The sequence below is a fragment of the Mesorhizobium sp. B2-4-13 genome (assembly GCF_006658535.1).
Lineage (GTDB): Bacteria > Pseudomonadota > Alphaproteobacteria > Rhizobiales > Rhizobiaceae > Mesorhizobium > Mesorhizobium australicum.
Window position 1 is genome coordinate 364,113 of the sequence record NZ_VFVB01000001.1, and the last position, 24,092, is coordinate 388,204.

Consider the following 24,092-nt stretch of genomic DNA (forward strand, 5'->3'; position numbering starts at 1 on the left):
CGCGGGAACTGTAGGGCGGAATGTTGCATCGCACAATCTACGATTGCGCCCAGCGGTCATCACAAAATTCGCCGCGCCGCAACATCGCGGAACGGTAGCTCCAGTCAGGTCCCGGCAGTGCTCCTTAGACGCCGATTCCGCGCTCCGTCAGGGCAGCGGTGATCTCATCGAGGATGGCGGGGTCGTCGATGGTTGCAGGCATCATCCACGCTTCCTTGTCGGCGATCTTCTGCATGGTGCCGCGCAGGATCTTGCCCGAGCGCGTCTTGGGCAGGCGCTTGATCGTCACCACGGTCTTGAAGGCGGCCACCGGGCCGATGCGCTCGCGCACCAGCGCGACGACCTCCTTCTCGATGGCGGCGCCGTCGCGCGCGACACCGGCGTTCAGCACCACGAAGCCGAGCGGAATCTGGCCCTTCATCGCATCGGCGATGCCGACGACGGCGCATTCGGCGACATCGGGATGGGCGGCCAGCACCTCTTCCATGGCGCCCGTCGACAATCGGTGGCCGGCAACGTTGATGATATCGTCGGTGCGGGCCATCACGTAGAGATACCCGTCCTCGTCGATCATGCCGGCATCGGCCGTCTTGTAGAAGCCGGGGAACTCATCGAGATAGGCCTGGCGGAAGCGGGCATCGGCGTTCCACAGGGTCGGCAGGCAGCCCGCGGGCAGCGGCAGCTTGACCACGACATTGCCGAGCGTGCCGCGCGGCACCTCATGGCCGGCATCGTCGAGCACGCGGATATCGTAGCCGGGCATCGGTACCCCGGGCGAGCCGTACTTCACCGGCAACAGGCCGAGCCCAGCGGGGTTGATCGTCATCGGCGATCCGGTCTCGGTCTGCCACCAATGATCGACCACCGGCACGTTCAGCTTCTGCTCCGCCCATTTGATGGTTTCGGGGTCGGCGCGTTCGCCGGCCAGGAACAGGGTGCGGAATTTCGACAGATCGTATTTCGGCACGAACTCGCCTTTGGGATCCTGCCCCTTGATGGCGCGGAAGGCAGTCGGCGCGGTGAACAACGCAACCACGCCATGTTCCGCGATAACGCGCCAGTAGGTGCCGGCGTCGGGCGTGCCGATCGGCTTGCCTTCGAACAGGATGCTGGTGCAGCCATGCAGCAGCGGGCCGTAGACGATGTAGGAATGGCCGACCACCCAACCGACATCGGACGCCGCCCAGAACACTTCCCCGGGCTTCACGCCGAACTCGTTTTCCATCGTCCATTTCAGCGCTACCATGTGGCCGCCATTGTCCCGCACGATGCCCTTGGGCTGGCCCGTCGTGCCTGACGTGTAGATGATGTAGAGTGGGTCGGTGGCCAGCACCGGCACGCAGTCGACATTGGCGCCGGCTGCGCGCTCACGAGCGACGGCGTCGGCATAGTCGATGTCGAAATGGTCCTTCAAATCGCAGCGCAGCTGATCGCGCTGCAGGATCAGGCAGGCGTCCGGCTTGTGCCGGGACATCTCGATCGCCTTGTCGAGCAGCGGCTTGTAGGCGACGACCCGCCCCGGCTCCAGGCCGCACGAGGCCGAGATGATCAGTTTCGGTTTTGCGTCGTCAATGCGGGTGGCAAGCTCATGCGAGGCAAAGCCGCCGAACACGACCGAATGCACTGCGCCGATGCGGGCGCAGGCGAGCATGGCGATGGCCGCTTCCGCCACCATCGGCATGTAGATGATGACGCGGTCACCCTTGCCGACGCCGCGGTTCTTTAAAACCGAGGTCAGCGCCACCACCTCGCGCTTCAGTTCGGTATAGGTGAACTTTTTCACCGTGCCGGTGATGGCGCTGTCGTAAATCAGCGCGATCTGGTCCGCCCGCCCGCCGGCGACATGCCGGTCAAGGGCATTGTAGCAGGTGTTGCAGGTCGCACCAGTGAACCAGCGGCCGTAGACGCCGGCGGAGGCATCGAACACCCTGTTCCAGGGCGAATACCAGTCGATGGCGCCGGCCGCGTCGGCCCAGAATTTTTCCGGGTCGCGTTTCCAGCCGTCATAGATCTCGTGATAGCGTGAAGCCATCCGTACCCTCCCGGAAACCATTTGCCGTCTTTGCAAACAGCCTATGCTGTTTTTTCCGGCGCTGTCTTCCCTGATTTTCGTTTGAACCGGTCTTGTCCTGACCGGGATGCCCGCTGTCCGACGATATCGAGCGGGAGGATGTGAGCGCATGCGCCATCAATGGTCGATCGGGACCAGGCTCGAGGAACCGTCCGACCTCCTACAGCCTGTCGGAATCCTGTGAATACACACCGGCAGGCAAGCCGGCGGTAATCGTCGGGCTGTGCAGCGCTTCAGCCGGGGTTTTAAGGGTGCGATCGCCGCTTGATAGCGGTGACCGGACAACCCCGCTGAACAATCTGTCGATTGCCGTCTAACAAGCCGGATTCGTTGGGCGAATGTCGACGGCGCTAGATCGGCAAGGCCACCAGCATGAGGCCGACGCCGCCGAAGATCAAAATGGCTGTCGCCAGAGCTTTTCGATGACGTTCGAAAGTCGTCGGAGCCCGCTCCCAATTGTAACGCATACGCTATCTCCCCAAGACCCGGGGAGTTCTTACCTTACTGGAGGGAAGAAAAGCAACGGGCCTGCCGGTCAGCATGCTTGCCTGGCGCGCCATTCCGACGACTATTTTCTGGGACGATTTTCGACGCTGGATGGATGTTGCGGCCTGACAAGAGCGTGCTGCAAGCATAGAGCCACGCGAGCCATCCCGGCCGGCCAATAGACAGCGCCCCACCACCGCGCTATCTCATTTCCGGCTTTTGCATGGCTTTTGGGGTTCGTTATGGAAATTGCCTCTGGAACGGTTCTGCGACTGGCGGACGATGCCTCGGTTCAGCATGTCGGCGACGGCGCGGTGGTGCTTTTGGCGCGCAGCGGCCAGCTTTATACCTGCAACGGGACGACCGAAGCCTTTCTCGACAAGGTGGATGGCGTGCGCAGCCTCGGCCAGATCGTCGGCCTGCTTTGCGAGGAGTTCGAAATCGACAAGGGCACGCTTGACGAGGACATGGCGGCGCTGGCCAGCGATCTGGTCTCGGAAGGCATTCTCGCTGCTCCAGGCTTGATGGCTGAAGGCACCGCTTGATGGTGGACGGTCCTCTCCTGCGCGCCCTGTTCCGCTGCCATCTCTGGGCAAGCGCGCGGCTGATGCCAATTCTCATTGCCAATCGCAGCTTCGAGGAGGTGCTGAAATGGGCGCCGCTCGCCTCGCCGGCGCCCTATCGCGGCCTGCCCGCCCCCTACATTGTCGCCCGCGTCAACCGTGCCGTGCGTCATCCCTGGCTGATGCGCGACCGCAGATGCTTGCGGGAGGGCTTGCTCGGCCATCGCTTCCTGCGCCTTGGCGGTTTCGATCCGCAGCTGCGTTTCGGCGTCGATCCGAAGTCGCTGCAAGCGTCGCGGCTGGCGGCGCATTGCTGGGTGTGCCTGGACGGCAAGCCGGTGGTCAGTGACAGCCTTCCCGGCATGGTCGAGATCTACCGTCACCCCGCCACCGCCGCCACGAAGGTGCGCTCCGCTTGACCAGACCTTCAGTATTCTATGACCTCAATGGCCAGATCCTCGGCATATCGGCCGAGCGCCCCGGGCTCTGGCAGGATTTCGACGGGATGCTGGGCACCTTGCGTGTCACAGGTCCCGTCGAGCCGCATTTTCGTCTCGAGATCACAGAGGCGGACGTTCTGGACGAAGCGCCCGGCGGATCGCTCGTCTTCGAGGGCGAGATACCGGAGGACGGCTACTGCCGGATGATCGCGGATGGCGGCACGGTCCATCTCGTCTTTCCCGAACGCCAAGCCGTTGTCGTCAATGACGAGGAGGGTTGGGCCGAACTCCGGGTTCGCCCCGGTGCGAAGGCCGCCTGGACGCCATCGATGCTGGTGTTGGACGCAGCACTCGACGCAGGCGGCCAGCATATGCTGCACACGGCCGGGCTGACGCTGCCGGGCCGCGACGCCGTCGTGCTGGTCCATGCCCCGAGCGGCACCGGCAAGACCACCACATCGCTGGCCTTGGCAACGCAAGGATTCGGCCTGTGCTCCGACGACGCCATGATCCTGAATCTCGCTTCCCCCACGCCTGCCGCCTGGGGTTTGCCGCGCCATGTCAAGATCCATGAGAAGACCGCGCGGATGATCCCGCTTGTGGCGCCATGCCTCGGTCTGTCATGGGACCGCAATGGCGAACAGGCTGTTTCGCTGGAAAAGCTGAGTGGGATCGTAAAAATCGAAAGTCCGACCGCCCGTCCGGTCGCAGCGCTCCTGCATCTTGCGCGATCCGGCGACGAAGAGACCCGGCTCGCGCCCATGGCCCGGACCGACGCGATGGTGGCGCTGGCGATGGACAATGTCCGCACTGGCGCGACCGGTCTGCTGCCGCTGCAGAAGCGCAGGTTGGCGGCGATCCGCGGACTGGTGTCGTCGGTGCCGACCTTTACCCTGGAAGTAGGCGTGCGTCCGGCCGATGCGGCGGCTCTGATAAGCGCTACGTTGACATCACGGGACTGACGGTTCCCCTCAAGCCGCGTATGGCCGGGCCTTGGCCAGCCGCTGGATCCAGCGAAAGGCATCGCGGCGTAGGCGCGAGCCGATCTTCTCCCGGGAATTGACCCTGAGCAATGTGTTCGTCGTGATCAGCTTCTTGGCCAGCCGGATCGACAGGTCGGGCTTGATTCGCCCAGCGAGTTCGAGCGCATGCGGTTCGTCGAACAACTGGCCGGTCACGTTGAGCACGATCGCCAGTTCGAGCTCGATGCCGGTCATGCGCGCGGCGTCGAGCAGGCGGGTTTCCGAGACCGGGGATTGCAGCGCCCTCACACCTTGCAGCACGTCGACGCAAAGCTGCAGACGGTGGAATTTGTGGCCGCCGGCGGCATGCACGATGGCGATCGTCAGAAGGGCGGCCGGCGTATCCGTGGCGTCGCCATCGATGATGCCAAGCTCGCGAAAACCCAGCGACAGGCGTCGCCGCATGCCGGTGTCGTGCACAAGGTCGCCATGCAACTCGACCAGCAGGCTGGAATTCTCCTTTTCCAGCCATTTGAATTCCTGCAACCGGTAGGATTCGGCCTCGTTGCTGGCAAGCTCGAAGCCGCATGCCGCAATCACCCGGTTTGCCCGCGCAAGGTTGGCGGGCTCGACCAGGATGTCGATGTCGGTGAAAGGCCGGTCGGATACATTGCGATAGAGTTTTCGCGCGAAGACCGGCCCTTTGACGATCCGCGCCGGAATGCCTTCCGCCGCCATTCCCTTCATGACGCGGTCGCCATGGTACTGAAGCAGCATCGACTGGCCGGTGGCGATCGTCGCCCTCTGGCGCAGGTCGTCGAGTTTGTCCCGCAGGCCAGTATCCGACGGCTCCCCGAGCTTGCGCAGCATGATCGGCAGGACGCCGTGGAATTCGGCATTGTCGAGCAGGGCAGACAGGGCCTTCGCCGATAAATTGTCCCCGACCGCCGCAGCTTCCGGATCGGCGAAGCGCAGCAGCAGTTTTTCTTCAGCTGGAGTAAGAGGCGGCAGCATCGATCCGGACAAATCCATCGTTAAGTGGATTGTCCGGAATGGTTGCAGAAATGCGCGGCTGAAGCCAGCTTTATAGGCCCCAGCGCAGCGCGGCGGTGTGGACAGGTGCGTCCCACCATTCCGTCAGTTCGTCGTCGAGCAGGCTCAGCGTGATCGAGCAGCCGGCCATGTCGAGCGAGGTGACATAGGTGCCGACCAGCGACCGGGTAACCGTCACGCCATGTTGCTCGAAAATCCGGCGGGCGCTGTTGTACATCAGATAGAGCTCCATCAGCGGCGTGCCGCCGAAGCCGTTGACGAACAGCAGCGCGGGTCCTTTCGCCCTGTCGTCGAGATCGCCCAGGATCGCAGCGCAGATTTCTTCGACAATTGCATCGGCGCTTTTCAGCCTGTCGCGCCGGCGGCCGGGCTCGCCATGGATGCCGACGCCGAATTCCATCTCGCCTTCGCCGATGTCGAAGGTCGGTTTGCCGGCAGCCGGCACGGTGCCGCTGGTCAATGCCACGCCCATCGAGCGGGTGGCGTCGTTGACGCGGTCACCCAGCGCCTTCAACGCCGGCAACGCCACCCCGTGCTCGGCGGCGGCGCCAACGATCTTTTCCACCACCAGCGTACCCGCCACGCCGCGCCGCCCGGTTGTGTAGGACGAATTCTCGACGGCGACGTCGTCATTGGTGACGACCTGCAGCACGCCATCGGACATCTCCGCCGCCATCTCGAAGTTCATCACGTCGCCTTCGTAGTTCTTGACGATGAACAGGCAGCCGGCGCCGGTGTCGACGGCTTGCGCGGCCGCCAGCATCTGATCCGGTGTCGGCGAGGTGAACACCTGGCCGGGACAGGCGGCGTCCAGCATGCCACGGCCGACAAAGCCGCCATGCAGCGGCTCGTGGCCGGAGCCGCCGCCGGAGATCAGCGCCACCTTGCCCGGCTTGAGCATCTTGCGGCGGATGAATTTGTGCTCCTCGCCAAGCACAAGGATGTCGGCATGGGCGGCCGCGAAACCGTCAAGGCTCTCGGTCAGTACCGTGTCCACCGAGTTCATGAATTTCTTCACGGCCGTCTCCTCCCGAAATAGCCAGCATCAAGGGTCGTTCAGCCGCTCTTGCCGGTGATGCTGGTGACCTTCTGGATGAATTCGTTGATCGCTCGGTCGAGCGCCGCATTCTGCTTGTCGTCGCCGAAATCCGGCACGATGAGCGAAACGTGCCTTGTCTTGCGCGCGCCCGCGGCGACCGAGATCTTCCCGGGATGTGCCTGGTGGTAGGCGGCAAGAAACTGGTCCCGCTCGACCTGGCTGAAATGGCAGACGGAAAAGATGGCCGGCAGATGTTTCGACGGAATGGGAATCGAGTAGCTCGGGCTCGAAATCTGCGTGACGAAGCTGCGGTGCTTGCCAAGCGCATCGGCGAGCCGCTGGCGCATGCCGGACGGCCGCTGGTCGATGACTTGCGACAGGATCGTCTTGTAGGCGCGGATCGCTTCTTCGGAACCGGGTTCGGGTTTGATGTCGGCCATGCCTGCCGTGCCTAGACCGGAACGTCGGCTATGGCCGCCTTGGCCATGGCGAGTTGCGCCGGCGCCACGGAAAGATCGCGCAGACCGGCTTCCAGCAGCGAGGGAATAGAGGCCGGGTCGCCGCCGGCATCGCCGCACAGGCTGACGGCAATCCCGGTCTCCCGTCCAAAGGCCGCGACCGAGGCGATCAGCCTCAACACCGCAGGATGGCGGACTGAATTCAGGTGTGCCACAGCGGCATTGTCGCGCGCGGCCGCCATCACATATTGCGTCAGATCGTTGGAACCGATCGACAGGAAGGCGACGCCGGTAAACGCCTCCGGCGCGATGGCCACCGAGGGCACTTCGACCATGATGCCGAGCGGCGGCATTTTTTGCGCGATGCCGCGCGCGGCAAGGGCTACCCGCTCCTCGGCGAACAGGGCGGCGGCGCTCTCATACTCTGCTGATGTGGCGATCATCGGAAACATGATTTTGAGATTGCCGTGCGGCGCGGCGCGCAGCAATGCCCTGATTTGAATCCGGAATATGTCGGGCCTGGCCAGCGACAGCCTGATGCCGCGCAGGCCAAGGAATGGATTGCCTTCCTCGACGGTGAAGCCTGGCACCGGCTTGTCGCCGCCGGCATCGACGGTACGGACCGTCACCGGCTTTTCGCCGGCCCATTCCAGCACCTTGCGATAGGCACGATACTGCGTCTCCTCATCCGGCAGCGTCTTGCCGAACAGGAATTCGGTGCGCATCAGGCCGACACCGTCGCAGGTCGCGATGTCGATGGCATCGACATCCCCAGGATCGGCGATATTGACCTGTACGCGCACCGCCGTGCCGGTTTTTGTCACGGCCGGCCGCGCCAGAAAAGTCCGTGCCTTACCCTGGCCGGCGGTGAAGGAAGAGGATGACTGCCGGAACGAGCCGATCTCGGCCGGCGAGGGCGCCAGGACGATGTTGCCGTGCTCCGCGTCGAGCAGTGCCATGTCGGCAACGGCGGTGAGCGGCTCGCGCAGGCCCACGACCATCGGCACGCCACGCGAGCGCGCCAGCATGGCGACATGGCTGGCGGTGCTGCCTGCCTTCAGAGCGATGCCGCCGCCATGGCTCCAGTCGGTTTCGAGAAAGCGCGTCGGCGCGATGTCCTCGCCGTAGAGGATGGCGCCGGACGGCGCGGCTTGGTCACTGTCCTCGGTCAGGGCACGCAGCACCTGGTCCCTGATATCCCGAAGGTCCGTGGCGCGGGCGCGGAAATAATCCTGGTCCGAAGCCTCGTAGCCGGCGATCTCGGCATCGAGGGCCTGCCGCCAGGCCGTGTCGGCGGGTGTTCCGGAAGCGATCGATGCGAAGGCCGGCCCGCTCAGCGCGTCGTCTTCCAGCATGGCGATGTGGAATTCGAGTATGTCGGCCGCATCTTTCTCGGCGGTTCCGACCATGGCCACGAGCCGGTTCACCGCCTTGCCGATCGCGGCCTGCAGGGACGTCCTCTCCTCGACGGAGCTTGCCTTGCTAACGTAAATGCCCGCGGGCTGGCCGAGGTCGAACAGAGGTCCCTCGGCATAGCCGGCCGAGGCAGGAACACCCTCAATACGCATGGCACGCGTTCCCAGCGGGTGAGCGCAGGCGCGGATCGGCCTCAAGCCGAGCGGACATGGCCGGCGTCCTCGTCGAAATCGCGCTGCACCAGTTCGACCAGCGCCCGGATAGCATCATCGGCACCATCGCCATTGGCCCTGATGTGCAGCACCGTGCCCTTCGGCGCCTTGGCCGCCATCACCTTGACGATGCTTTTTGCATCGAACCATGGGCCGTTGGCGGCGAGTGCAATCTCCACCTCGGCGGCAAAGCTCTTGGCGAGCTTGGTGAACTTCACCGAAGGACGCGCGTGCAGGCCCACATCGTGGGTGATCAGGACGGTCGCTTCGGCGGTTGCGGACATGTGTTCAAAAATCCCATTCGCTCACGACGGCGACAATTCGTGCGCCGTCGCCACCACTTCCCGGAGCGAGGCGCCGCCGGATGCCTCGGTCGCCGCCATCACCGCGCCCTCGACGATCGGCGCGTTGCAGACGATGATTTTGTGCGCACGCGGCTCGCCGATCAATTCCACCGCCATTTCCGAATTGGTCTCGGCGCCGCCGAGATCGACAAGAATGGCGACGCCGGCGTCCGACCAGGCCTTGTCGATGGCGCCCATGATCGCCTCGACATTGGTGCCGAGCCCGCCATGGCCGTTTCCGCCGCACCACGCAAGCGGCACCTCGTCGCCGACCATTTGGCGTACCATGTCGGCCGTGCCCTCGGCGACCAGCGGCGAATGCGACACGATCACAATCCCGACATTGCTCATGCTTTGCCCCCGATGATTTGCGCCAGCGTGCGCACCAGCAGCGCGGTCGAGCGCGCGCCGGCATCCATATGGCCGATCGAGCGGTCTCCGAGGAACGAGGCGCGGCCGCGCAGTGCCTTCATAGGCACGGTGGCTTCGGCCGCGGCGTCGGCGACGTTGGCTATTTCAGCCGCCGTCCTTTCCCCGGCCAAGGCGTCATGCACCGGCCGCAGCACATCGAGCATGGTTTTTTGTCCTACCTGCGACTTGCCGCGCGCGGCCACCGCTTCGATCGCCTTGCCGAAGGCAGCCGTCAGATCGGCGCGGTCGGGTTCAACCGAAATCTCCTTGCCGAGCGCCATGAACAGCGTGCCGAACAACGGGCCGGAAGCGCCGCCCACCGTCATCACCAGCTTGGTGCCAATTGCCTTCAGGGCGTCCGGCAACGGCTTCGCGGCGAACACGTCGGCCTCGGCCCGTACGGCGTCGAAGCCGCGCTTCATGTTCAGCCCGTGGTCGCCGTCGCCGATCGCCTGGTCGAGCGCGGTCAGTTCCTCGGCGTGCGCGGCAATCGCATCCGCGGCGGCCGTGATAAGCCTCGAAAGGTCCAGCGCCGTCATGTCGCCCGAATTCCCGGTTTGCACCTTGCCGGCAGTAGCGAAAGAGCGGTCGTTCGACAACTGGTGCATGCGTCAGGCCGTGACAAGCAGTGTGGCGGCCGCCGCGAACACCTCTGCCACGGCATGAGCACCCGGATCGACCACGCCCTGCAATCCGGCACCGACATAGGCGGACCGCCCGGCTTTTGCCTTCTCCATGGCCGCGGTGGCCTCCGCACCGCGCCGGGCTGCTGTCGCCGCGTCGCCAAGGCCGTTGCCGTCGAAGGCCTTCAAGGCCGGCTCCAGCGCATCGACCATGGTGCGATCGCCGGGTTTGGCGCCACCGTAGAAGGTCATGCGTTCAAGCCCGGCGAGCAGGGCCTTGGGCACACTGGCGCCAGCGTCCAGGGCCCGTCCGGCCGCCGTGAAAAAGATCGACAGCAGCACCCCGCTGGAGCCGCCCATCGATGCGCTCAATATGTCGCCCACTGCACCTAGGGTCGCCGCGGGGTCGGCAAGCGGCAGCGTGTCGAGCCGATCAAGAACGCTTCGTGCGCCCGTCGCCACCGTCGAGCCGGTGTCGCCGTCGCCCGCCTTGGCGTCCAGTCCGTTCAATGCCGCTTCGAGCGAAATCAGCTTCTCGCAGACCGTGACGATCAAGCGCCTGGTGCCGGCATCCTGGCTGGCCCTGTGTGCCGCGCTTTGTCCGGCTGCTTTCGCCATCGGTACGACAGCGGGCGCAACGAGCGGCTTGGCGGGCATCCAGGCGTGCGGGCCGACCGGCGCCAGCAAGGCGGCCTCGCGTGCCGCATCGAGCCGGATCAGCGACAACGAGAACCCGTTCATGTTGAGTGCCGTCATCAACGGTCCGGGGCCAATTGTGAACTTCACTGTCTTTGCCAGCGGTGAGGCAAGCACCGCATTGGCAACCAGCGACATTTCGAGCGACGGCACGGAGCCGAGATTGTTGATCAGCAAGGCATGGCCGGCCTTCGCGTCGAGCCGCTCCGCGAGGCGCTCCGCCATGACAGCCACCAACTTGTCTGCGCTCTGCACCGCGATGCGCTCGACGCCCGGCTCGCCGTGGATGCCGAGGCCGAGCTCGCCATCGTTTTCGCCAAACCTGTCCTCGTGCGGCTGGCCGGGAATGGAGCAGGACGACAACGACATGCCGAGCGAGATGATATCCTTTGCCGCCGCACGCGCGGCCGCCGCGACGGATACCAGGTCCTTGCCGGCTTCCGACAGGTGGCCTGATATCTTGTGCACGAATAATGTGCCGGCAACGCCGCGCGGCTGGGCGATGTCGGGGAGCGCAATGTCGTCGGCGATGATCACCATCTCGACGGCAAAACCTTCGGCGCGCGCCTTCTCGGCAGCGAGGCCGAAATTGAGCCGGTCGCCGGTGTAGTTCTTGACGATCAGCAGGCAACCGGCTGGTCCGGTGACCGCGCGAATGGCCGCCAGCACCGCTTCGACGCTCGGCGAGGCGAAGATCTCGCCCGAGACCGCCGCCGTCAGCATGCCCTTGCCGACGAAGCCGGCATGCGACGGCTCGTGCCCGGCGCCGCCGCCGGAGACGACGGCAACCTTGGACTTGTCCCAATCGGCGCGCAGCACGACCTTGATGTCGGGATACCCGTCGAGGCGCGCGAGGTCGCCTGAGCCAATGGTGCGCAACAGGCCGTCCAGGGCCTCGGTAACGATCGTTTCCCTGCGGTTGAAAAAGTGCTTCATCGAATTCGTCCCGTATTCGCAATCTTCAATCAGAAGCCGGCGTCGCCTTGGCGGGGGCGCCGAAACCGCTCACATCAGTCGTTGTCCGTCGGCGCCGAAATAGAGCGGCGAGCGGTAGCGGATCACCACCTTGTCGCCTTGCGCCAGATCGGTGTCGGGATCGGTCAGCGTCACCAGCTTCTTCGGCCCCACCGTCACGTGCAGATGGTTCTGGTCGCCGAGATGCTCGACCCAGTCGACGACGCCATCAGCATGGCCATTCACGGCCTTCTCGATCGCCAGGTGCTCGGTGCGCGCGCCGATTGTCCTGGTGCCGGCCGGCGCGCCGCCATCGGGAAGTAGCCCCGTCGGCAAAAGATTGATCGCCGGCTGGCCGAGCCTTGCAGCGACATGCAGATTTGCCGGTTCCGAATAAATGGTTCGTGGTGAACCGATCTGCACCAGCACGCCGTCGGCGAGGATGCCAATGCGATCGGCCATGGTCATCGCCTCGATCTGGTCGTGCGTGACGTAGAGCATGGTGGCACCGAGCTCGGACTGGATGCGCTTCAATTCGAGCCTGAGATCCGCGCGCAGCTTGGCGTCGAGCGACGACAGCGGCTCGTCCATCAGGTAGATGGAAGGCTTGCGCACCAGCGCGCGGCCGATGGCGACGCGCTGCATTTCGCCGCCCGACAATTTGGTCGAACGGTTGGCAAGCTTGTGATGGATGCGCACCATCTTCGCGACCTCCTCGACCCGGCGGCGGATTTGGTCTTCCGGTATTTTCCGCGCCGGCGAGCGCAGTGGGAAGGCGAGGTTGTCGAACACCGACAGATGCGGATAGAGCGAATATTGCTGGAAGACGAAGGCTGTGTCGCGCTCGGCCGGTGACAGGGTCGTGGCATTGTGGCCGCCGATCTCGATCGTGCCTGCATCCGGCCGTTCCAGCCCTGCGATCAGCCGCAGTGTGGTCGTCTTGCCGGCGCCGGTCGGCCCCAGCAGCACGACGAATTCGCCGTCCGATATATGCAGGTCGAGCCCGCTGACGGCGACATGGTCGCCGAAGCTTTTGGTCACGCCTTTGATGTGCACGTCAGCCATGCTGCGCTCTCCCCAACGACGCTGTGTCGTGGATTGCCGTTCTCACCGCGCGCCCGGAGCCTTTTTCGAACAGCGACAGCCGCGCGCCGTTCAGTGTGAGGCCGACATGGTCGCCAGCATTGAGCCGGATTTCGGCCGGCACCCGAGCCTTGATGATGCCGTCCGCCGTTTCCACCGCGACGATCTGGGTGGTGCCGAGATATTCGGTGCCGTATATGGCGCCGCGCAGCTTGGATGCATCGTCGAAGCGGATATGTTCGGGGCGAATGCCGAGAGCCATGTCGGCAGGCGCTACGTCCTCGCGCACCTCTGGCACTGCCACTGTCGCCCCCTGGACGACCACCTCCTTCGCGCCTTTTGTGAGTCCGCCGCCAAACTTCAAAAAATTCATCGGCGGCGAGCCGATGAAGTCGGCCACGAACATGGTAGCGGGGCGGTCGTAGATTTCGCGGGGGCTGCCGAACTGCTCGATGACGCCATGGTTCATCACTGCGATCTTGTCGGCCATCGACATGGCTTCCATTTGGTCATGCGTGACGTACACGGTCGTCGCGTGGATGCGGTTGTGCAGTTCGCGCAGCTCATGGACCATTAGGTCACGGAATTCAGTGTCGAGCGTGCCGAGTGGCTCGTCCATCAGGAAGCATTTCGGCCGCCTCACGATGGCGCGGCCGAGCGCGACGCGCTGGCGGTCGCCGCCGGCAAGACCGGATACGGATTTGTTGAGCAGATGGTCGATGCGCAGAAGCTTCGCCGTCTCCTCGACGCGGGTGCGGATCTCGGCCGAGGGCATGCCTTGCGCCAAGAGCGGAAAACCGATGTTCTTGCGCACATTCATGTGCGGATAGAGCGCGAACAGCTGGAAGACGAATGCGATGTCGCGCTCGCGGGCCCTGAGCATGGTGACGTCGTCGCCGCCGAGCAGGATCTGGCCACCGGTCGGCAGTTCGAGCCCGGCGATCATTCTCAGTGTCGTCGTCTTGCCGCAGCCCGATGGCCCCAGCATGACGAAGAACTCGCCGTCCTCGACGACGAAGTTGGAATCCTGGACGGCGACGAAATCGCCGAAGGCCTTTCTCAGATGTTGGACGCGAATTTCGGCCATGATTATTCCGGGAACTTCGAGACGATGATGAACATCACCGTGCCGGCGAGCATGGTGATGAAGGAATAGGTATAGAGCGACAGCGCGAAGGGCTGGAACAGCATCAGGAAGCCGATGGCGATCAGCGCGGTGGCAATGTTTTCCATCAACCCGCGCCTGGCCCAGCGGGGCCAGCGCGATTTCCTGGAGATGGCGGGGCGCCTCATGCGTAGCTTCCTCCCTTTTCCCCGTTCAAAGGGAGAGATGGTTGCCAGGTGGTTCCCCCACTCCGTCGCTGCTCCGCAGCGCCACCTCTCCCCCCTCCGGAGGGAGAGGAAGGGAGCCTGGCTGAATCAAGTTCGCGCCCTTCCTCTACCCCGTCGATCGGGGGAGAGGTGTCGAGCGAAGCTCGACGGAGTGGGGGGCGACTTATTCCCACACTAATCATTTGCGCACCGCACCGAAGGTGATGCCGCGCAGCAATTGCTTGCGGAGCAGGATGGTGAAGACCAGGATTGGAACCAGGAAGATCGTCGTGCCGGCCGCCACGGCCGGCCAGTCCTGGCCGCCTTCGCCTATGATGGTCGGGATGAAGGGCGGCGCTGTTTGTGCCGTGCCGGAAGTCAGCAGTGCGGCGAAGGCATATTCGTTCCAGGCGAAGATCAGGCAGAAGATCGCCGTGGCGGCAATGCCGGTGGTCGCCTGCGGCAGCACGGTGCGCCAGAAGGCCTGCAGCCGCGTGTAACCGTCGATCATCGCCGCTTCCTCATATTCGCGCGGGATTTCGTCGATGAAGCCCTTGAGCAGCCACACCGCGAGCGACACGTTGACCGCCGTGTAGAGCAGGATCATGCCGAGGGCGGTGTCCGACAGGCCAAGCTCGCGGTACATCAGGTAGATGGGAATGGCGACCGCGATCGGCGGCATGAAGCGTGTCGACAGGATGAAGAACAGAAGGTCGTCGGCGAGCGGCACCTTGAAGCGCGAGAAGCCGTAGGCCGACAATGTGCCGAGAAAGACGGCGCAGAAGGTCGAGCCGAAGGCGATGATCAGCGAATTGATGAAGCGCGGCAGGAAGTTGGATGGTCCGGCGATCACCATGTTGCGCTTGCGCACGGTCTCGTCGCAGAAGCCCGTCGCCGGTCCGAGCGAGTTGATATATTCAGGCGTCTGCCTGGTGCGCGTCGTGAACAGGTTGCAGTAGCCCTCGATGCTCGGCTGGAACACGATCTTGGGCGGGTAGGCGATCGAATCCGGCGGCGTCTTGAAGCTGGTGGCGAAGATCCACAAGAGCGGCACGATCGAGATCAACGCGTAGGCGATGATGATGGCGCCGGCGATGCGCTTCGAATTCGACGAGGGCGCGACGACCGAATGGGCTGTGGTCAGGCTCATCTCTGCTTCACCTTGTTGAGCGCCTTGACGTAGATGTTGGCGAGACCGAACACCGCGACGAACAGGATGATGGCGAAGGCAGAGGAATAGCCGGTACGCCAGCTCTCGAAGGCCTGCCGTTTCAGCGTGATCGAGGCGACTTCGGTGGTCGAGCCCGGCCCGCCGCCGGTGAGCAGGTTGACCATGTCGAACATCTTGAAGTTCTCGATGCCGCGAAACAGCACCGCCAGCATGATGAAGGGCAGCGCCATCGGCAGCGTGATCGACCAGAACTGCCGCCAGTTGGAGGCGCGGTCGACCTCGGCCGCTTCATAAATATATTCGGGGATCGAGCGCAGGCCCGCGAGGCAGATCAGCATGACGTAGGGCGTCCACATCCAGGTATCGACGATGATGATCGACCACGGCGCCAGCGAGACGTTGGAAAGCATCTGGATGCTTGTCGGCGGAATGCCCGACACGAACGAGATGACATAGGAAAACAGGCCGATCTGCGGCTCGTAGAGGAAGCGCCAGAAATTACCGACCACCGCCGGCGACAGCATCATCGGCACCAGGATCAGCGTCGTCCAGAAAGCGTGGCCGCGAAACTTGCGGTCGATCAGCCAGGCCAGCGTGAAGCCGATCAGCGTCTGCAAGAGGATGGTCCAGAACACGAAATGCGCGGTCGTCTGCATGGCGATCCAGATGTCCTGGTCGCCAAGGATGCGCTGGTAATTGGCGAAGCCGAGGTTCTTCACCACCTCGTTTGGCCGGTTCGCGCGAAAATTGGTGAACGACAGGTAGATCGCCCAGAACAGCGGGAAGATGTTGATGGCGAGCAGCAACAGGATCGTCGGCGAGATGAACAGCCAGGCGAGGCCCTTGTCGCTGATGCCCCGGACCTTGCGGGCCAACGGTTCCGGGGTCGCCCGGGCAACGGTCTCCGCGGTCCGATTGAGCATGGTCAGTCCTGCTTCGGTCACTTCGTTCGTCTCTGTCATGGAATTTATCTGAACAGCGTCCCGTGCCAAGGGCGGCACGGGACGCGGGGTCATGGCTCGGGAGGAGCCTTGCGGTTGTCGCGGCTACATCTTGCCGTCGTCCTGGAAGACCTGCGTCCAGTCCTTGACCAGGCCATCGAGAGCATCCTTGGCCGAACCCTGGCCGGCGACGACATAGTCATGGAAGCGCTTCTGCGAGGCTTGCAGCAGTGGTGCGTAGCTCGGCTCGGCCCAGAAGTCCTTCACGATCGCCATCGAGTCGAGGAAGGTTTGCGCATAGGGCTGGCTGGCCGGGAATTTCGGGTCCTTGACCACCGCGTTGAGGCAGGAATAACCGCCGAGCGACCACCATTTGGCCTGGACGTCCTTGTTGGCGAACCACTTGATGTATTTCAGCGCCGATTCCTGCTTGTCGGAATAGGAGACCACCGAAATACCCTGGCCGCCGAGCTGGGCGAATTGGGCGCCGCCGGGACCCTTTGGATTGACGAAATAGCCGATCTTGTCGCCGCCGACATTCTCGTCCTTCTGCAGGCCCGGCCATGTGAAGGCGAAGTTCATGTGCATCGCCACCTGGCCGGATTTGAAGGCATCGACGCCTTCGCCCATGTAGCTGTTCGAGGCGCCCGGAGGGGTGCAGCAATCGTAGAGCGCCTTGTAGAATTCCAGGCCTTTGACGGCGTCTGGCGAATTGACGAAGCCTTCCATCTCGTAAGGCTTCTTCGGGTTCTCGTATTGGAAGCCGTAGCTGTAGAGCACGTCCATGGCGCCCATGGTGATGCCTTCCGAGCCGCGCTCGGTGTAGATCGAGGCGCCATAGACCGTCTTGCCGTCGACCTGCCGCTTCTGGAAAAATTCGGCGATCTGCTTCAGCTGGTCGAAAGTGGCCGGCGGGCCGAGGTCCCAGCCATACTTCTCCTTGAATTCCTTCTGCAGTTCGGGCTTGGAGAACCAGTCCTTGCGGTAGGTCCAGCCGACGACGTCGCCCATGGCCGGCAGCGCCCAGTAGTTGGGCGTGTTCTTCGGCCATTCCGAATAGCCGACGACGGTCGCCGGCACGAAGTCGTCCATGCTGATCTTCTCCTTGTCGAAGAAGTCGTTCAGCTTGACGTAATGGCCATTCTCGGCCGCGCCGCCGATCCATTGGCTGTCGCCGATGATCAGGTCGCAGAGCTTGCCATGCGAGTTCAACTCATTGAGGAAACGATCGGCGTAGTTGGTCCACGGCACGAACTCGAATTTCATGCCGATGCCGGTTTCCTTGGTGAAATCCTTGGACAGTTCGACCAGCGCGTTGGCCGGGTCCCAGGCGGCCCAGCATAGCGTCAGGTCTTCAGCGTGCGCGGCGCTCGAGACGGCTGTCGACGCTGCGATCGCCGAGGTCAGTCCCAACGCCAGTTTCAAGCTCGATTTCATGCCTTCCTCCCATTTGCGAAACACGTCCGGATGACGGTCTCAAGATCCCTCAACCTCTCTCCTCAGAGGCCCAAACATGGCGACGTCGTCGCGTCGCGGATGTTTAGTAATTTGTTTAGTGATGCAATTTTTACTAAACAAGGCAAGCGAATTCGTTGCTGCGCCGCAACATGCTGAAGCCGGTCTCTGAAAATGTTGGGAAAAGCGCCGGGCATCAGGCGGACGAGCGCGGAATGCGATACCCCTGGCCGATCGTCCGCGGGTTCAGTCGACCCGTTTGGTGCTCACCATCACCGTCCGGATCGGTGGCGCCGGCGGCAGCAGCGCGCGGATGTCGCCGAAGGGAAATGTCGGCTCGAAGCGGAAGGCTTCGGCCAGCGAACCTTGCGCGCCGTTGCACTGGCCCGAGCGAAAAAGGTTCTGCGTCAGTGCAATGTCGACGAAGCGGTCCGGGTCCTGCGACTGGTGCATGCGGATCGCTTCGGTCTTGATGTCGGCATGGGCGGAAATATCGACATAGTGCGTCGGCGAGAATCCGGTGCCGCCCATCGTATCGGCATGCAGCACCGGAACCCCGAACGAAGCAGCGATGCGCACGCCGTCCGACAGCGCGCGGTGGTCGGCATGATAGTCGTTGGGCGCGTGCGTGATCGCCAGGTCCGGCCCGATCTCGCTGATCAGTGTTTTCAGTGCATCGATCAGCGCGGCGTCGGCCACCAGCCCGCCATCGGGAAAGTCGAGGAAGCGGGCTGCCGCCCCGAGCAGCGCGGCCGCGGCCATTGCCTCCTCGCGTCGGACACGAGCCAGCACAGCGGGATCGCTGTTGCCGCCCCTGGCACCATCGGTAGCCACGGCAAAAGTGAGTTCTGCGCCTTGCGCGGCATAGGCGGCCATCGTACCGAACATGAAGATCTCGATGTCGTCTGGATGGGCAGCGAGCGCCAGTATTTTCAACTTTCTCTCCCGGAAATGAAAAACGTGCCGAACGGAATCCTGCTCGCCCTGATCGCCTATGCAAGCTATTCGGGCAGCGATGCCGTTATCAAGAGCCTGGGCGGCCAATTCACGGTGTTCGAGATCGGCTTCTTCTCGACTTTGTTTGCTGGCTGCTTCCTCTTCTTCAGCCGGCCGGCCAACGAGCGCTGGCGTGATTTCTGGCGTGCCAAACGTCCCTGGGCGGTGCAGGCGCGGGCCTGGGCCGGCATCGCGTCGGGCGTGCTCAGCGTCTATGCGTTCACCACCATTCCGCTGGCCGAAACCTATGCGCTCATCTTTCTGGCGCCGCTCTGCGTCACCATTCTGTCCACCGTGATCCTCAAGGAAAAGGTCGGGCCCTGGCGCTGGCTGGCGGTGGTCGCCGGCTTTGCCGGCGTCATGCTGGTTGTCAGGCCAGGCTTTCGCGAGCTGCACCTTGGTCACCTTGCCGCTTTCACCATCGCTTTCCTCGCCGCCACCAACGTCATCCTGATGCGGTCGCTGGCGCAGCAGGAAAAACGCACGACCATGCTCGGCGTGCTGATCGGCTATGGGCTGCTGTTCAACGGCATCGGTGCCGCCGCGACCTCCTTCACCGTCCCGGATGGAAAACAGCTGGCATGGCTGGTGATGGCGGGCGCCTTCACCGCCTGTGGACAATTGCTGCAGTTGCTGGCCGCCAAATACGCTCCGGCCAACCGGATCGCGCCGACGCATTATTCGCAGATCGTCTGGGCGGTCATCCTCGGCGCGCTGTTCTTCCAGGAATATCCGGACTGGCTGTCGCTTGTCGGCCTCGCCGTCGTCGGCGGATCGGGCCTGCTGACCATGGTGCGCGAGGAAGTGCGGCTGGGCACGGTGCGCTGGAATCCGTTTTCCCGCGCACGGCTCTAACCAGGCCTTGGTGCGATAAAGTTGCGCGGCGCCCGCGACCGCTGATATGCGGGCGTAATGACGACCAAACCCTTGCCGGAACTTCCGGTGTCCGCCGTGCTGCCGGCGCTGAGCGAGGCGCTCGGCACTGGCAGCAGCGCCGTGCTGGTCGCGCCACCCGGTGCCGGCAAGACCACGCTGGTGCCGTTGGCGCTGCTCGATGCGCCCTGGCTGGGCACGGGCAAGATCGTCTTGCTCGAACCGCGCCGGCTCGCCGCCCGCGCCGCCGCGCGCCGCATGGCCGAGTTGCTGGGGGAAGAGCCCGGCGCCACCATCGGCTACGCCATGCGCATGGAAAACCGCACCTCGGCGCGGACGAAAATCCTGGTCGTCACCGAGGGCGTGCTGGCGCGCATGATCCTCGACGACCCTGAACTGCCCGGCGTTTCGGCGGTCATTTTCGACGAATTCCACGAGCGCTCGCTCGACGGCGATTTCGGTCTCGCTCTCGCCCTCGATGTGCAAGGCGCGCTGCGGCCGGATCTGCGTCTGCTGGTGATGTCGGCAACGCTCGACGGCGCACGGGTCGCGAAACTCCTGTCGGGCGCGCCGGTGATCGAAAGCGAGGGCCGCGCCTTCCCCGTCGATGTCAGATACGACGAGCGGCCGGCCGGTGTGCCGATCGAGGACGCCATGGCCAAGGCGATCCGCGCCGCCCTTGCCGAGGAGAGCGGCAGCATGCTTGCCTTCCTGCCCGGCCAGCGCGAGATCGAGCGCACCGCCGAGCGGCTGGCCGGCAAGGTCGGCGCCGACACCGATATCGTCCCGCTCTATGGCCTGCTCGACGGCAAGGCGCAGGACGCGGCGATCAAGCCGGCACCGCCAGGCCGCCGCAAGGTGGTGCTGGCGACCTCCATCGCCGAGACCTCCATCACCATCGACGGCGTGCGCGTCGTCATCGATTCCGGCCTGTCGCGGCTGCCGCGCTATGAGCCGGCCAGCGGACTGACCAGATTGGAAACCGTGCGCGTCAGCAAGGCCTCCGCCGATCAGCGCGCCGGCCGCGCCGGCCGCACGCAGGCGGGCGTCGCTATCCGGCTGTGGCGTGCCGAGCAGACGGCGGCACTTCCCGCCTTCACACCCCCGGAAATCCTCGAGGCGGACCTGTCGGGCCTGCTGGTCGACTGCGCCGCCTTCGGTGTCGCTGATCCAGTCAGTCTTGCTTTCCTCGATCCGCCGCCGGCTCCCGCGCTCAATGAGGCACGGGCGCTGTTGCGGGCGCTTGGGGCCATCGATGAAGCAGGGCGGCTGACGGACGCCGGCGCTGCGATGCGCAAGCTCGCTCTGCCGGTCCGGCTGGCGCACATGGTCGCCGAGGCGGCCAGCAGCGGTCATGGTGGTGAGGCGGCGGCCATGCTTGCCGTGCTGCTGACCGAGCGTGGCCTTGGCGGTGACGGTGCCGACCTCGAACGGCGATTGATGCGCTTTCGCGCGGAAAGATCGCCGCGTGCCACGTCGGCGCGCCAGCTTGCCGAGCGCCTGGCCAGGCAGGTAGGCGGTACGAAGACCAGCGGAGCTGTTCCAGCCGGAACCCTGCTCATCCACGCCTGGCCGGACCGCGTCGCCAAGGCGCGCGGCGAGCGCGGCCGTTTCGTGCTGGCCAACGGTTCCGGCGCCATGCTCGACGCCGGCGACCCGCTGGCGGGCGAACCGTTTCTGGTCGTCGCGGACCTGCAGGGCAAGGCGCAGAATGCCCGCATTACGGCGGCGGCGGCAAGCAGTGAGGAGGACATCCGGGCAGTACTTGGCGGCAGGATCGAAACGCGCCGGCAGACGAGTTTCGATCGCGACAGGCGCGCCGTGCGGGTGCGCGAAACCGTGCGGCTTGGCGCCATCACGCTCGCCGAACGCATGCTGCCGCCGCCGGCCGGCGCCGATGCCGACCGCGCCATCATCGAGGCCCTGCGCGAGCATGGGCTTTCCCACCTGACCTGGAGCAAGGAGGCGCAGACGCTGCGCCACCGGCTGTCCTGGCTGCACAAGGGCTTGGGCGCGCCCTGGCCCGACATGTCGGATGAAGCGCTCATCGCGCGTCTCGACGACTGGCTGCTGCCTTTTCTGTCCGGTGCGGCCTCCCTGGCCGCCATCGATCCCGGAACTGTCGCGGCCGGGCTGGCGTCGCTCGTGCCGCATGACCTGCAACGCAAGATCGAAGCCCTGGCGCCGACTCATTTCGATGCCCCGTCGGGCAGCCATGTGCCGATCCGCTATGACGGCGAATGGCCGGTTCTGGCGGTGCGCGTGCAAGAATTGTTCGGCCTCGACCGCCATCCGTCGATCGCCAACGGCACCGTCCCCTTGACGCTTGAACTGTTGTCGCCGGCGCACCGGCCGATCCAGACCACGCGAGACCTGCCTGGCTTCTGGCGCGGCTCCTGGACCGATGTGCGCGCCGACATGCGCGGCCGCTATCCCAAGCATGTCTGGCCGGAAAACCCATTGCTCGCCGCCGCCACCGCCCGCGCCAAGCCGCGCGAGACCTAGCCTTTGCTGGTTTGCGGCTGTAATCCATGGCCATGATCAACATCCTGAACACGCCCGACTTCCAGCAAAGCCAGCGACTGCGCCTCAACACGCTGATCCGGCTGCGCTGGCTGGCCATTGTCGGCCAGAGCGTGACCGTGCTCGTCGTCGCCTACGGCCTGAAATTCCCGCTGCCGGTCAGTCTGTGTTTTGCCCTCATCGCCTGTTCGGCCTGGATGAACCTGTTTCTGGCCTTTCGCTTTCCGGCCGCGCACCGGCTCACCCCGTTCGCCGCCTTCGGCATCCTGGTCTTCGATAGCCTGCAGCTTGCCGGCCTGCTCTACATGACCGGCGGCCTGACCAATCCGTTCTCGCTGCTGATGACCGTGCCCGTCGTCATTTCGGCGACGTCGCTGCCCCTTCGCCTCACCGCCATCCTCGGCGGGCTGGTGATGATCGCGGCGACCTTGCTGGTCTTTCGCCATCTGCCGCTGCCCTGGTACGAAGGCGCGCCCCTGGTGATGCCCTTCATCTATGTCGCCGGCATGTGGATGGCGGTGCTGTCCTCCATCGCCTTCACCGCCATGTACGCCTTCCGGGTGGCCGCCGAAGCGCGGCTATTGGCCAACGCGCTCGCCGCCACGGAACTGGTGCTGCAGCGCGAACAGCACCTTTCCGCGCTCGACGGGCTGGCGGCGGCGGCGGCGCACGAACTCGGCACCCCGCTCGCCACCATCACGCTCGTCGCCAAGGAGATGGAAAAGGCGCTCGGCAGCGATCCGAAATACGGGGAAGACGTGAAGCTGCTGCGCTCTCAGAGCGAGCGCTGCCGTGAAATCCTTAAGCGCCTGACCAGCCTGTCGTCGGAGGGCGAGGCGCATCTGTCCCGCCTGCCGCTGACCTCGCTGGTCGAGGAGGTGACGGCGCCACATCGCGACTTCGGCATCTCGATCAAGCTTCGCCCTGGCGAGCGGACCGGGCCGGAGCCGGTCGGGCGCCGCAATCCCGGCGTCATCTATGGTCTCGGCAATCTGGTCGAGAACGCCGTCGATTTCGCCCGCAAGAGCGTCACCGTGCGCTGGAGCTGGGACGAGGCGACGGTCTCCTTCTCGATCACCGATGACGGCCCGGGTTTCCCGCCCGAGATCATCGACCGCATCGGTGAGCCCTACATGTCGACACGCCAGGGCACGGAAGCCGGAGGCGGCCTCGGGCTCGGCCTGTTTATCGCCAAGACATTGCTCGAACGTTCGGGCGCCACGCTCGACTTTCGCAATTCGAGCGGCCTCGGCGAAGGGGCCGTGGTGCGGATTTCGTGGCCGAGAAGCGTCTTCCTGAACCCGGAATCGGCCCCAGCCACCATGTTTGACACTGCGTAAATTGGACAATGGCCCCGCAAAACTATATCTGCGTAAAAATAAGGCAGCAGGAATTTTCGAGACGATGACAGGCGATGAGAACAGTGGGCCTATGGTTGAAGGCGAGGACACCTCGCTTCTGATCGTCGATGACGACAAGCCGTTCCTGACCCGTCTGGCCCGTGCCATGGAAACCAGGGGTTTCGTGGTCGAGACGGCGGAGAGCGTCGAGGAGGCCGTGGGCAAGGCGCGCGCCAATCCGCCCGCCTATGCGGTGGTCGACATGCGGCTGGGCGACGGCAACGGCCTCGACGTCGTCGCCGCCATCCGCGAGAAGCGTGAGGACTCCCGCACCATCATCCTGACCGGTTACGGCAACATCGCCACCGCGGTGACGGCGGTGAAGCTCGGCGCCGTCGACTATCTGTCGAAACCCGCCGACGCCGACGATGTCTTTGCGGCGTTGACCCGCACCACCGGCGAGCGCGCCGCGCCGCCGGAAAACCCGATGTCGGCCGACCGCGTGCGCTGGGAGCACATCCAGCGCGTCTACGAAATGTGCGAGCGCAACGTCTCCGAGACCGCACGCCGACTCAACATGCATCGCCGCACGCTGCAGCGGATCCTGGCCAAGCGCGCGCCCCGCTGAGAGACTGTTTGGAAATTCTGCTCTGGCGGCCATCTGGCGGCGT

23 protein-coding genes are annotated in these 24,092 nt (G+C 64.5%); 7 read left to right on the forward strand and 16 right to left on the reverse strand.

Going from position 1 to position 24,092, the window contains the following annotated elements:
• Positions 1 to 124: 124 nt before the first annotated feature.
• Positions 125 to 2,032, reverse strand: a complete 1,908-nt coding sequence (locus tag FJ936_RS01810; protein WP_141906062.1) for a propionyl-CoA synthetase — start codon at positions 2,030 to 2,032, stop codon at positions 125 to 127.
• A 767-nt stretch (positions 2,033 to 2,799) separates the two neighbouring features.
• Between FJ936_RS01810 and FJ936_RS01815 the strand changes: the two genes are divergently transcribed.
• Genes FJ936_RS01815 through FJ936_RS01825 form a run of 3 tightly spaced genes read left to right on the forward strand, consistent with a single transcriptional unit; the run spans position 2,800 to position 4,522 of the window.
• Positions 2,800 to 3,102, forward strand: coding sequence for a PqqD family protein (locus FJ936_RS01815; protein ID WP_140660516.1), 303 nt, complete (start codon positions 2,800 to 2,802; stop codon positions 3,100 to 3,102).
• The gene (locus FJ936_RS01820; protein WP_140793534.1) at positions 3,102 to 3,539 is read left to right on the forward strand and encodes a lasso peptide biosynthesis B2 protein; all 438 of its coding nucleotides are present in this window, start codon (positions 3,102 to 3,104) and stop codon (positions 3,537 to 3,539) included. The genes FJ936_RS01815 and FJ936_RS01820 overlap by 1 nt, the downstream gene beginning before the upstream one ends.
• On the forward strand, positions 3,536 to 4,522 hold the full coding sequence (locus FJ936_RS01825; protein ID WP_140793533.1) for a serine kinase: 987 nt from the start codon (positions 3,536 to 3,538) through the stop codon (positions 4,520 to 4,522). Before FJ936_RS01820 ends, FJ936_RS01825 begins: the two co-directional genes overlap by 4 nt.
• A 9-nt stretch (positions 4,523 to 4,531) precedes the next feature.
• Here FJ936_RS01825 and FJ936_RS01830 read toward each other — a convergent pair whose 3' ends face one another.
• The 15 genes from FJ936_RS01830 to FJ936_RS01900 all read right to left on the reverse strand — a co-directional run bounded on the left by FJ936_RS01830 (position 4,532) and on the right by FJ936_RS01900 (position 18,625).
• The gene (locus FJ936_RS01830) at positions 4,532 to 5,536 is read right to left on the reverse strand and encodes a nucleotidyltransferase family protein (protein WP_181171515.1); all 1,005 of its coding nucleotides are present in this window, start codon (positions 5,534 to 5,536) and stop codon (positions 4,532 to 4,534) included.
• Between the two features lie 70 nt (positions 5,537 to 5,606).
• Positions 5,607 to 6,593 (reverse strand): dihydroxyacetone kinase subunit DhaK, encoded by a 987-nt coding sequence (gene dhaK / locus FJ936_RS01835; protein ID WP_140793529.1) that lies wholly within the window; start codon positions 6,591 to 6,593, stop codon positions 5,607 to 5,609.
• A 38-nt stretch (positions 6,594 to 6,631) separates the two neighbouring features.
• Entirely contained in the window at positions 6,632 to 7,054 is a 423-nt protein-coding gene (locus FJ936_RS01840; protein ID WP_140714266.1) for a hypothetical protein, read from the reverse strand.
• An 11-nt stretch (positions 7,055 to 7,065) separates the two neighbouring features.
• The gene (gene ptsP / locus FJ936_RS01845) at positions 7,066 to 8,640 is read right to left on the reverse strand and encodes a phosphoenolpyruvate--protein phosphotransferase (RefSeq protein WP_141906063.1); all 1,575 of its coding nucleotides are present in this window, start codon (positions 8,638 to 8,640) and stop codon (positions 7,066 to 7,068) included.
• A gap of 41 nt (positions 8,641 to 8,681) precedes the next feature.
• On the reverse strand, positions 8,682 to 8,984 hold the full coding sequence (locus FJ936_RS01850) for an HPr family phosphocarrier protein (protein WP_015314199.1): 303 nt from the start codon (positions 8,982 to 8,984) through the stop codon (positions 8,682 to 8,684).
• Between the two features lie 21 nt (positions 8,985 to 9,005).
• Positions 9,006 to 9,395: a dihydroxyacetone kinase phosphoryl donor subunit DhaM gene (dhaM, locus tag FJ936_RS01855; RefSeq protein WP_015314198.1), complete on the reverse strand. Its 390-nt coding sequence runs from the start codon at positions 9,393 to 9,395 to the stop codon at positions 9,006 to 9,008.
• On the reverse strand, positions 9,392 to 9,994 hold the full coding sequence (gene dhaL / locus FJ936_RS01860; RefSeq protein WP_140614922.1) for a dihydroxyacetone kinase subunit DhaL: 603 nt from the start codon (positions 9,992 to 9,994) through the stop codon (positions 9,392 to 9,394). Before dhaL ends, dhaM begins: the two co-directional genes overlap by 4 nt.
• Before the next feature lie 72 nt (positions 9,995 to 10,066).
• Entirely contained in the window at positions 10,067 to 11,710 is a 1,644-nt protein-coding gene (locus FJ936_RS01865; protein WP_140793525.1) for a dihydroxyacetone kinase subunit DhaK, read from the reverse strand.
• Between the two features lie 69 nt (positions 11,711 to 11,779).
• Positions 11,780 to 12,793 (reverse strand): ABC transporter ATP-binding protein, encoded by a 1,014-nt coding sequence (locus FJ936_RS01870; RefSeq protein WP_140723247.1) that lies wholly within the window; start codon positions 12,791 to 12,793, stop codon positions 11,780 to 11,782.
• On the reverse strand, positions 12,786 to 13,898 hold the full coding sequence (locus tag FJ936_RS01875) for an ABC transporter ATP-binding protein (protein ID WP_140714262.1): 1,113 nt from the start codon (positions 13,896 to 13,898) through the stop codon (positions 12,786 to 12,788). The genes FJ936_RS01870 and FJ936_RS01875 overlap by 8 nt, the downstream gene beginning before the upstream one ends.
• A gap of 2 nt (positions 13,899 to 13,900) precedes the next feature.
• Entirely contained in the window at positions 13,901 to 14,104 is a 204-nt protein-coding gene (locus FJ936_RS01880; protein WP_140660525.1) for a hypothetical protein, read from the reverse strand.
• Positions 14,105 to 14,321: 217 nt separating this feature from the next.
• Positions 14,322 to 15,272, reverse strand: coding sequence for a carbohydrate ABC transporter permease (locus FJ936_RS01885; protein ID WP_015314192.1), 951 nt, complete (start codon positions 15,270 to 15,272; stop codon positions 14,322 to 14,324).
• Complete coding sequence (locus FJ936_RS01890; RefSeq protein ID WP_041163577.1) at positions 15,269 to 16,216, reverse strand: sugar ABC transporter permease; 948 nt, start codon at positions 16,214 to 16,216, stop codon at positions 15,269 to 15,271. The genes FJ936_RS01885 and FJ936_RS01890 overlap by 4 nt, the downstream gene beginning before the upstream one ends.
• A 123-nt stretch (positions 16,217 to 16,339) precedes the next feature.
• Positions 16,340 to 17,671, reverse strand: coding sequence for an extracellular solute-binding protein (locus FJ936_RS01895; protein WP_015314190.1), 1,332 nt, complete (start codon positions 17,669 to 17,671; stop codon positions 16,340 to 16,342).
• A 264-nt stretch (positions 17,672 to 17,935) separates the two neighbouring features.
• Entirely contained in the window at positions 17,936 to 18,625 is a 690-nt protein-coding gene (locus tag FJ936_RS01900; RefSeq protein WP_140786927.1) for a PIG-L deacetylase family protein, read from the reverse strand.
• Between the two features lie 24 nt (positions 18,626 to 18,649).
• On the opposite strand from FJ936_RS01900, the gene FJ936_RS01905 reads away from it, so the two are divergent.
• From FJ936_RS01905 to FJ936_RS01920, 4 genes are all read left to right on the forward strand, one after another.
• Positions 18,650 to 19,540, forward strand: coding sequence for a DMT family transporter (locus FJ936_RS01905; RefSeq protein WP_140786928.1), 891 nt, complete (start codon positions 18,650 to 18,652; stop codon positions 19,538 to 19,540).
• 57 nt (positions 19,541 to 19,597) lie between these two features.
• Positions 19,598 to 22,063, forward strand: a complete 2,466-nt coding sequence (gene hrpB / locus FJ936_RS01910) for an ATP-dependent helicase HrpB (RefSeq protein ID WP_140786930.1) — start codon at positions 19,598 to 19,600, stop codon at positions 22,061 to 22,063.
• A gap of 26 nt (positions 22,064 to 22,089) precedes the next feature.
• Entirely contained in the window at positions 22,090 to 23,421 is a 1,332-nt protein-coding gene (locus tag FJ936_RS01915; protein WP_140614913.1) for an ActS/PrrB/RegB family redox-sensitive histidine kinase, read from the forward strand.
• Positions 23,422 to 23,485: 64 nt separating this feature from the next.
• Positions 23,486 to 24,049 (forward strand): ActR/PrrA/RegA family redox response regulator transcription factor, encoded by a 564-nt coding sequence (locus FJ936_RS01920; RefSeq protein WP_015314185.1) that lies wholly within the window; start codon positions 23,486 to 23,488, stop codon positions 24,047 to 24,049.
• The last annotated feature ends 43 nt before the right edge of the window (positions 24,050 to 24,092 follow it).

Excerpts from the sequence above, each read along its gene's own strand:
- FJ936_RS01810 (WP_141906062.1), bottom strand. The coding sequence starts at position 2,032 with ATGGCTTCACGCTATCACGAGATCTATGACGGCTGGAAACGCGACCCG.
- FJ936_RS01815 (WP_140660516.1), top strand. The coding sequence starts at position 2,800 with ATGGAAATTGCCTCTGGAACGGTTCTGCGACTGGCGGACGATGCCTCG.
- FJ936_RS01820 (WP_140793534.1), top strand. The coding sequence starts at position 3,102 with ATGGTGGACGGTCCTCTCCTGCGCGCCCTGTTCCGCTGCCATCTCTGG.
- FJ936_RS01830 (WP_181171515.1), bottom strand. The coding sequence starts at position 5,536 with ATGCTGCCGCCTCTTACTCCAGCTGAAGAAAAACTGCTGCTGCGCTTC.
- FJ936_RS01840 (WP_140714266.1), bottom strand. The coding sequence starts at position 7,054 with ATGGCCGACATCAAACCCGAACCCGGTTCCGAAGAAGCGATCCGCGCC.
- ptsP (WP_141906063.1), bottom strand. The coding sequence starts at position 8,640 with ATGCGTATTGAGGGTGTTCCTGCCTCGGCCGGCTATGCCGAGGGACCT.
- FJ936_RS01850 (WP_015314199.1), bottom strand. The coding sequence starts at position 8,984 with ATGTCCGCAACCGCCGAAGCGACCGTCCTGATCACCCACGATGTGGGC.
- dhaM (WP_015314198.1), bottom strand. The coding sequence starts at position 9,395 with ATGAGCAATGTCGGGATTGTGATCGTGTCGCATTCGCCGCTGGTCGCC.
- dhaL (WP_140614922.1), bottom strand. The coding sequence starts at position 9,994 with ATGACGGCGCTGGACCTTTCGAGGCTTATCACGGCCGCCGCGGATGCG.
- FJ936_RS01865 (WP_140793525.1), bottom strand. The coding sequence starts at position 11,710 with ATGAAGCACTTTTTCAACCGCAGGGAAACGATCGTTACCGAGGCCCTG.
- FJ936_RS01870 (WP_140723247.1), bottom strand. The coding sequence starts at position 12,793 with ATGGCTGACGTGCACATCAAAGGCGTGACCAAAAGCTTCGGCGACCAT.
- FJ936_RS01875 (WP_140714262.1), bottom strand. The coding sequence starts at position 13,898 with ATGGCCGAAATTCGCGTCCAACATCTGAGAAAGGCCTTCGGCGATTTC.
- FJ936_RS01880 (WP_140660525.1), bottom strand. The coding sequence starts at position 14,104 with ATGAGGCGCCCCGCCATCTCCAGGAAATCGCGCTGGCCCCGCTGGGCC.
- FJ936_RS01885 (WP_015314192.1), bottom strand. The coding sequence starts at position 15,272 with ATGAGCCTGACCACAGCCCATTCGGTCGTCGCGCCCTCGTCGAATTCG.
- FJ936_RS01890 (WP_041163577.1), bottom strand. The coding sequence starts at position 16,216 with ATGCTCAATCGGACCGCGGAGACCGTTGCCCGGGCGACCCCGGAACCG.
- FJ936_RS01895 (WP_015314190.1), bottom strand. The coding sequence starts at position 17,671 with ATGAAATCGAGCTTGAAACTGGCGTTGGGACTGACCTCGGCGATCGCA.
- hrpB (WP_140786930.1), top strand. The coding sequence starts at position 19,598 with ATGACGACCAAACCCTTGCCGGAACTTCCGGTGTCCGCCGTGCTGCCG.
- FJ936_RS01915 (WP_140614913.1), top strand. The coding sequence starts at position 22,090 with ATGGCCATGATCAACATCCTGAACACGCCCGACTTCCAGCAAAGCCAG.
- FJ936_RS01920 (WP_015314185.1), top strand. The coding sequence starts at position 23,486 with ATGACAGGCGATGAGAACAGTGGGCCTATGGTTGAAGGCGAGGACACC.